Annotated in this window: 6 protein-coding genes; 3 read left to right on the top strand and 3 right to left on the bottom strand. The window is 59.9% G+C overall.

Features of this window, described 5'->3' with window-relative positions; all coding sequences use genetic code 11:
- Positions 1-216 precede the first annotated feature (216 nt).
- Genes VMH22_14860 through VMH22_14850 form a run of 3 tightly spaced genes read left to right on the top strand, consistent with a single transcriptional unit; the run spans position 217 to position 1,077 of the window.
- Entirely contained in the window at positions 217-414 is a 198-nt protein-coding gene (locus VMH22_14860; protein ID HTW92970.1) for a hypothetical protein, read from the top strand.
- Positions 415-470: 56 nt separating this feature from the next.
- Complete coding sequence (locus VMH22_14855) at positions 471-677, top strand: hypothetical protein (protein HTW92969.1); 207 nt, start codon at positions 471-473, stop codon at positions 675-677.
- Between the two features lie 13 nt (positions 678-690).
- On the top strand, positions 691-1,077 hold the full coding sequence (locus tag VMH22_14850) for a type II toxin-antitoxin system VapC family toxin (protein HTW92968.1): 387 nt from the start codon (positions 691-693) through the stop codon (positions 1,075-1,077).
- A 111-nt stretch (positions 1,078-1,188) separates the two neighbouring features.
- Here the strand turns inward: VMH22_14850 and VMH22_14845 are convergent, their stop codons facing one another.
- From VMH22_14845 to VMH22_14835, 3 genes are read right to left on the bottom strand one after another with little or no spacing between them, the layout of a single operon-like run.
- Positions 1,189-3,522, bottom strand: a complete 2,334-nt coding sequence (locus VMH22_14845) for a hypothetical protein (GenBank protein ID HTW92967.1) — start codon at positions 3,520-3,522, stop codon at positions 1,189-1,191.
- Between the two features lie 9 nt (positions 3,523-3,531).
- On the bottom strand, positions 3,532-4,986 hold the full coding sequence (locus VMH22_14840) for an exo-alpha-sialidase (protein ID HTW92966.1): 1,455 nt from the start codon (positions 4,984-4,986) through the stop codon (positions 3,532-3,534).
- 27 nt (positions 4,987-5,013) lie between these two features.
- On the bottom strand, positions 5,014-6,408 hold the full coding sequence (locus VMH22_14835) for a sialidase family protein (protein ID HTW92965.1): 1,395 nt from the start codon (positions 6,406-6,408) through the stop codon (positions 5,014-5,016).
- Between the last annotated feature and the right edge of the window lie 101 nt (positions 6,409-6,509).

Here is a 6,509-nt window from a genome sequence, read left to right as displayed (position 1 = left end):
GCAAGTGGGGGTAACCCACTGGTGAGACTGATTGAACTGCCGACCGAGCGAAAAGGAGCCGCCGACTCAGATCGAGTCAGCGGCAGCAGACAACTCAAACGAAAGCGAGACAGCTAACGCACAGCTTGACTGCCATACCTGTCATGGTGGGTCAATATCGGATTCAGGGTCCCTTGGTACGCTTGACATCCTCGGCAATGGCCGATATTCTATCTCATGACCAAGCTGACTATCGTACGGAAGCTCACTGATGCCGAGAAAGAACTGCGCCGCATGGAAGTTCACCTCAAGAAGCACGTGTCGCGCGGACGGAAACGGCCGTTCACCGAGTTACGTGGTCTCTGGAAGGAAGCGCGGGTCATCAGCGAGGAGGACATCAGGAAGGCGGGAATCCGCTACGCAGACGACGCGTGATGATCTGCGGGCGGGGCGTCGTTTGACTCTCTGCGATGGTAGCGTAGAATTCAACCATGACTGATCCTGCCGTCGAGGTTTCCGTACGGAATGGCACCGTGACCATAAGATTTCCGGCACGGCTGCTGCGTGCGATGCCGTCGCCCCACGGCCGGCGTCAGGCGGGTCAACGGCTGGCGCTGCGTGCCGTGCGGGGCATGTGGAAACGGCGCAAGCTCGACCCGCTCGCGTACCAACGCGAAGTCCGTGGCGAGTGGAACTGACCATGGAATCAGATTGACCTACCTGCTCGACACAAACAGCCTCATATACTACTTCCAGGGCGCGCCGCAGATGGACCAGGTGTTCCGGCAGATCGAGCTTGGCGCTGTGCGCCCGGTTGTCTCCATCATCACTGTGGTCGAGCTGCTTGGGTTTCCTCGACTGACGCGAAACGACGAGACACGGATACGGTCGCTGCTGTCCGGATTCACCGTGGTGCCGGTAGACACGAATGTCGCAGACCGTGCGGTTGAACTCAAACGGCGGCATGGGGTCAAGACGCCGGATGCCATAATCGCGGCCACTGCCCTGCTTGAAGGCGCCTGTCTTGTTACACGAGACCAGGCTCTGCTTGACCGGGTCCCGGAAGTCAAGTCGCTCAACCCGTTCGTCTCCCGGTAACCACACCCCGGTCGGCAGACAAGAGTCGGGGCGGGCCTGCGCCCGCCCCTTCTGGTTTCTCTATTCCGCTCTTGCGCCTCTACCTTAACCTCAACCTTAGCCTCTTCTCGCTCACCTCGTCACCACGACCTTGTAACAGCTTACGGCTGACGGCTCACGGCTTGCAGCCCGCACGAAGTAGACACCGGGAGCCAGCCGGCTCACATCATTCGCGCCGGGTCGCAGGTCCATCACCTTCCTACCGCTGATGTCGAGAAGCACGGTTTTGGGTACAGTCCCCGTGCGGGGACAGTCCCCCAGGAACAGAACGCCGCGGACAATGGTCGGCAATGGCTTGGTGCCTGTGGCTTGGAGCTTGCGTCCTTCGTTCACTCCCAACATCGAGTCGCCAAGAACCGAGATGGAGGACCTATTCTCTGCCATTACGTAGACCAGGTTCTGTACCGGGTTCACGCAGTAGCCGTAAGGGTAACCGGTTTGCACTGTCCCAACGAACCTGTTGCTCGTTCCGTCTATTGCGGCCACCGCGTCTCCCCATTGGAGGCCGCAGTAGACCTTATTGCTGAACGGGACGTAGCAGAGGTTGTTCGGCTGGTCCGGCAGGGCTACGGTGGCAATGACCGTGTCGGTCTTTCCGTCGATTACGGTCACGTCGGACCCATTCGCGCAGTAGATCTTGTCATTGGTCGGGTTGTAGCAGAAGGCGTAGGCGGCCCCGCCCACCTGTACGGTCGTGACCACCAAGTCGCTCGCGCCGTCAATCACGTAAATGCTGTTGTCGGAGTCGTTGGTGCAATAGACCTGGTCGTCAATAGTGTTGTAGCACAAGCCTCGCGGGCTGCTTCCCACCGGCACCGTGGCCATGACCGAGTCGCCGTCAACGTCTATGACGGTGACGGTGCCGCTATGGTTGTTGGCGCAGTAGACTCTGTGGTCGCGCGAGTTGTAGCAGAGACGAAGAGGTTTCTGCCCCACGGATAACGTGGCGATGACTGAGTCGGCTGCGCCGTCAATCACGGTCACGTTGTAGCTGCTGTCGTTCAAGCAGAAGACGCGGTCTCGCTCCAGGCTGTAGCAGAGCGCGCCGGGATAGGTGCCGACCGGCAGCGTGGCGATTGCCTGGTTGGAAGCGCCGCCAATCACGGTGACGTCGTCGCTCGCGGAATTGGCGCAGTAGACCTTGTCATCCTGCGGGTTGTAACCGAGGACATCGGGGCCGACTCCGACGGGCACAGAGGCGCTGACCTGGCTTCCCGCCCCGTCAATCACGGCAACGCTCCGCGTCCACTCCTGTGCGCAACAGATCTTGTTGTCCTGCGAGTTGTAGCAGATGGCGGTCGGCTGGTCGCCTACGGCCGCTCTGGCGATGATGCTATCCGTCACGCCGTCGAGCACATCCATGTCGAAGCTAGTGAAATTCGCGCAGCAAACCCTGTCGTTCCGCGCGTTGTAGCAGAGGGAATAGGCGGAGTATCCGACTCCGTCGGTGGCGATGACCGAATCGGTCGCGCAGTCAATCACCACCACCGTGCTATGGCCATACCCGCAGCCGCAGTAGATCTTGTTGTCCTGTTGATTGTAGCAGAGGGCATATTGGGCGTCTCCGGGGGACACCCTGGCAACGACCTGATTGCTCGCCCCATCTATAACGGTCATGCTGTCTTCGTCGATTCCTGCGCAATAGACCTTGTCGCTGCGTTGGTTGAAGCACAAGAGCTCGCCCAGTGCGGCTACCGTGGCAATGACGGAGTCGGCCGCGCAGTCTATTACGCTCACGCTACCGTGGTATTTGGCGTCGATGCAATAGACCTTATTGTCGATCGGGTTGCAGCAGAGCGCCTGAGGATAAGGGCTCACTCGGATGGGGGGCGTGGCGATGACCGAGTCGGTGGCGCACCATAGCACCGTCACGGTTGAGTCGGCCGTACTCGTGCAGTAGATCCTGTCGTTCACGGGATTGTAGCAGGAGATTTGAGCCCGGACCGGCAAGGTGTCGATTATCTTGTCGGTCGCCCCGTCTATGACGACGGTCGTCTCGATTTCGCTCGCCCCGCAGTAGAGCCTATTGTCCCGTGGGTCATAGCAGAAGGCAGTTGCCCCGACCGCCACCGTGTCGATTACCTGGTTGCTTGCCCCGTCAATCACGGTCACGTGGCCGACGTTGGCGCAGTATATCTTGTTGTTCTGAGGATTATAGCAGAGGTCTTCCGCGCCGGAGCTGGTCGGAATCCGGGCGATCTTCTGGTTGGTAGCGCCGTCCATCGCAATCACGCAGTTGGCCTTGCCGGCTACGTAGATGGTGTTGTTCATGCTGTTGTAGGTCAGGAGTGTCGGTCCGTAAAGCCCGCCGAACGAGTCCGGCAGATAGACGGTCTTCTCCAGCCACTGGCCGCTGACGGCCGACACAAGACAGAGAACTGCCACCAGAACGGATGCACATTTCATGCTCATCTCCTATCTAGTGATTACGACCTTTCGGACAGCTTGGGTTCTTGCCTCTCTCACAAAGTAGATGCCTGGGCTGACTCGGCTCACGTCGTTAGCGCCCGGTTTCAGGTCCATGACCTCTCTTCCGCTGATGTCGAGGAGCGGGCTTGCGCTTGAGCTTGGGCGCTCTGCAACACGCAGGACGTTGCGGACGATCGTCGCAAGTGGCTGTACGCCGACGGTCTGCCGGGACGGCTGCTCGGCGATTGCGGCCGGGCAGTTGGTCGAGAACCATACCTGACCACTCACTACCTGCCAGACCACATAGGCGTGGCCGGCAGAGTCGGCTGCAATGTCCGGGTTCCAACTGTCTGTCGTTGTATCATCGTTGACAAGCTCGAGTCGGGACCATGTGACGCCGTGATCGGAGGAGCGTACGTAGTAAGTCAAGTAGAGACCCTCAGAGATGTCATGGCAGACCATGAGAGCCGTGTGCAAGCATCCATCGGCAGAGATGGCGAGCTTGGCGCCGTTGTAATATGACCAGAACTGCGATGTGTCCAGCTTGCTGACAAGTGAGAGGCTGCCCCAAGTGTCGGGTTGGGTGTAGAGGGTCCGGGCCTCGGTGTTTATTTGTTCGGAGTTATGGCTGTTGCCGGTGAAGTCACAGATGACGTGCTGAGCGTCGGCCACGACGTGCGGCGAACCTGCAACGCCTCCGAATGTGTCGAGCCGGACTCCAGGTTGGAACGTCTGGCCCATGTCGGTAGAGCGGTACAGGTAGCAGCCGAGGTGACCATCAGGGCAGGGCGCCTCTGCGGCCACCAAGTAGTGATTCGTTCCTGGCTGCACAAAGACATCCGCCTGATAGCAGTCATCATTCGTCGTGTCGTCGTCCACACGGACGTTTTGGCTCCATGTCGCTCCCCGGTCGGTAGATACGGATGACCAGATGTGCAGACTTCCGGTGCGGTCGTCGTTCCAGGCACAGATAAGATTGCCGGCTGAGTCGGCCGCAATCCGGGCCGAGCCAATGAGCGAGCTCGCGTCGTGGTCATCGACCCTGGTTGGCGGAAACCATGTGGCGCCGCCGTCGCTCGACCGAACACAATAGAAGCCACGAAGTGCCGTGCCATTCTCATTGTAGACGATGTAGATGTTTCCGTCCGGATCGGTCGTTATGTCCGGGTTCATCGCAAAGGGGCTGCCTCGTCGAACGAGCACGTCCTTGGGCAACCACGTTCTCCCGGCGTCGGTGGACTTCTGGAACATGACATCAGCCCGGATAGGTTGCACAATGCCAGTGTCGTCCTCGAAAGCGACGAGGAGCGGCTGGTTCGACCCTGTGCCGGGACCGAGCGTGATCGCGGCGAACCCGCAGCCGTGATCTGGTATGTCCTCGTGGTCGATGCGGACGTTCGGCCCGAAACCGGCAAGGGCGGTGGCGGCACAGAAGAGGACTGGCAAGAGAGCATATCTCATTCTCGACCTCCCGCGCATCACTTCGGGCTACCTCGTAACCACGACCTTGTAACAGCTAACGGCTGACGGCTCACGGCTTACAGCCCGCACGAAGTAGACACCGGGAGCCTGCCTGCTCACGTCATTCGCGCCGGGACGTAGGTCCAGCACCTTCCGACCGCTGATGTCGAGAAGCACGGTTTTGGGGACAGTCCCTGTGCGGGGACAGTCCCCCAGGAACAGGACGCCTCGGACGATGGTCACAAACGGCTGCACGCTTATAGGTGACTGCGCCGGCTGTTCAGCGACGTCTGCCGGGCTATTGGTCGCGAACCAGATTCCGCAGTGTATCCCGGCTTCCCACGCGACATAGACGTGCCCGGCAGAGTCGGCGGCGATGTCCGGGTAGCCAGTGGTCTTGGTGCTGTCCGCACTCACGAGCTCGGGGTCGGACCACGAAACGCCGTGGTCGGATGAGAAGGAGTAATAGGCCTGGCTGATTCCCGTGGTGTCTTCAACCTCAAGTACCGTGTGTACACGGCGGTCGGCGGAGATGGCAAGCTTGCCCGTGTTCTCGCTTGAATAGCCGATTAGGTAGGGCGCGCCCCAGGTATCCGGTATCGTGTATAGAGTCCGCGTCTCAATCCCCGAATAGTCGACGATGACGTGCTGTGCATCGGCAACGACATGCGCCTCGATTGCCGACGTGTCGACCTGGACTCCCGGCTGGAAGGTCTGACCCATGTCGGTGGAACGGTAGAAGTAAGGTCCGGGGTTGATGTATGCACCGTCGTGGTAGGGGGCTGATGCGGCCACAAGGTAGTCATTTGTACCCGGCTGCACGAAGACGTCCGGCCGGCCGCAGTCGTAGTACAACGTGTCGGGAATATCGTCCACGCGGACGTTCCGGCTCCACGTCGCTCCCCGGTCGGTTGACACGGAAGACCAGATGCGAGCGCAGCCCGGGCGGTAGGCGAAGAAGACACAGAACAGGTTGCCGGCTGAGTCGGTCGCAATCCGGGCCGCGCCAGCGGATTTGGTTGAGTCATCATTGACCTTGGTCCGTAGAGGCCAGGTCGCGCCGCCATCCGTCGACCGCACACAATTGACGCTCACGGGGTCCTGGTAGACGATGAAAATGTCGCCCTCCCGGTCGGTCGTTATGTCAGGATCACACGCAGTAGGGCGTGCGATGAACACGTCCGCGGGCAACCAGGTTCTGCCGCCATCAAGGGACTTCTGGAACAGTACGCCCGAAAAATAGCCGAGCGAATCATCCTCGAACGCGACGTAGATCGGCCGGCTCGACCCCGTGCGGGGACCGAGAGTGATTCTGGGAACATAGCAGATGTCGCGTGACCCGGTATGGTCAATGCGAACGTTCGGCCCGAAGAAACTATGGGCGACCGTGCCACAAAGCAGAAGCAGCAGAGTATAGTTCATCTCAACATCCTGTATGAATTACCATGAACCGCACTCATCGTAAGTCTATGACTCGCGGTGGGCATGTCAACCACCTTTCATGTGATTGCAGTCCAGGCCGG

Source organism: bacterium, from assembly GCA_035505375.1.
Lineage (GTDB): Bacteria > Hydrothermota > Tepidihabitantia > Tepidihabitantales > Tepidihabitantaceae > UBA2258.
The sequence above is the reverse complement of the archived record's forward strand: the minus strand, read 5'-3'. Positions and strand labels throughout refer to the sequence as shown.

Excerpts from the sequence above, each read along its gene's own strand:
- VMH22_14860 (HTW92970.1), top strand. The coding sequence starts at position 217 with ATGACCAAGCTGACTATCGTACGGAAGCTCACTGATGCCGAGAAAGAA.
- VMH22_14855 (HTW92969.1), top strand. The coding sequence starts at position 471 with ATGACTGATCCTGCCGTCGAGGTTTCCGTACGGAATGGCACCGTGACC.
- VMH22_14845 (HTW92967.1), bottom strand. The coding sequence starts at position 3,522 with ATGAAATGTGCATCCGTTCTGGTGGCAGTTCTCTGTCTTGTGTCGGCC.
- VMH22_14840 (HTW92966.1), bottom strand. The coding sequence starts at position 4,986 with ATGAGATATGCTCTCTTGCCAGTCCTCTTCTGTGCCGCCACCGCCCTT.
- VMH22_14835 (HTW92965.1), bottom strand. The coding sequence starts at position 6,408 with ATGAACTATACTCTGCTGCTTCTGCTTTGTGGCACGGTCGCCCATAGT.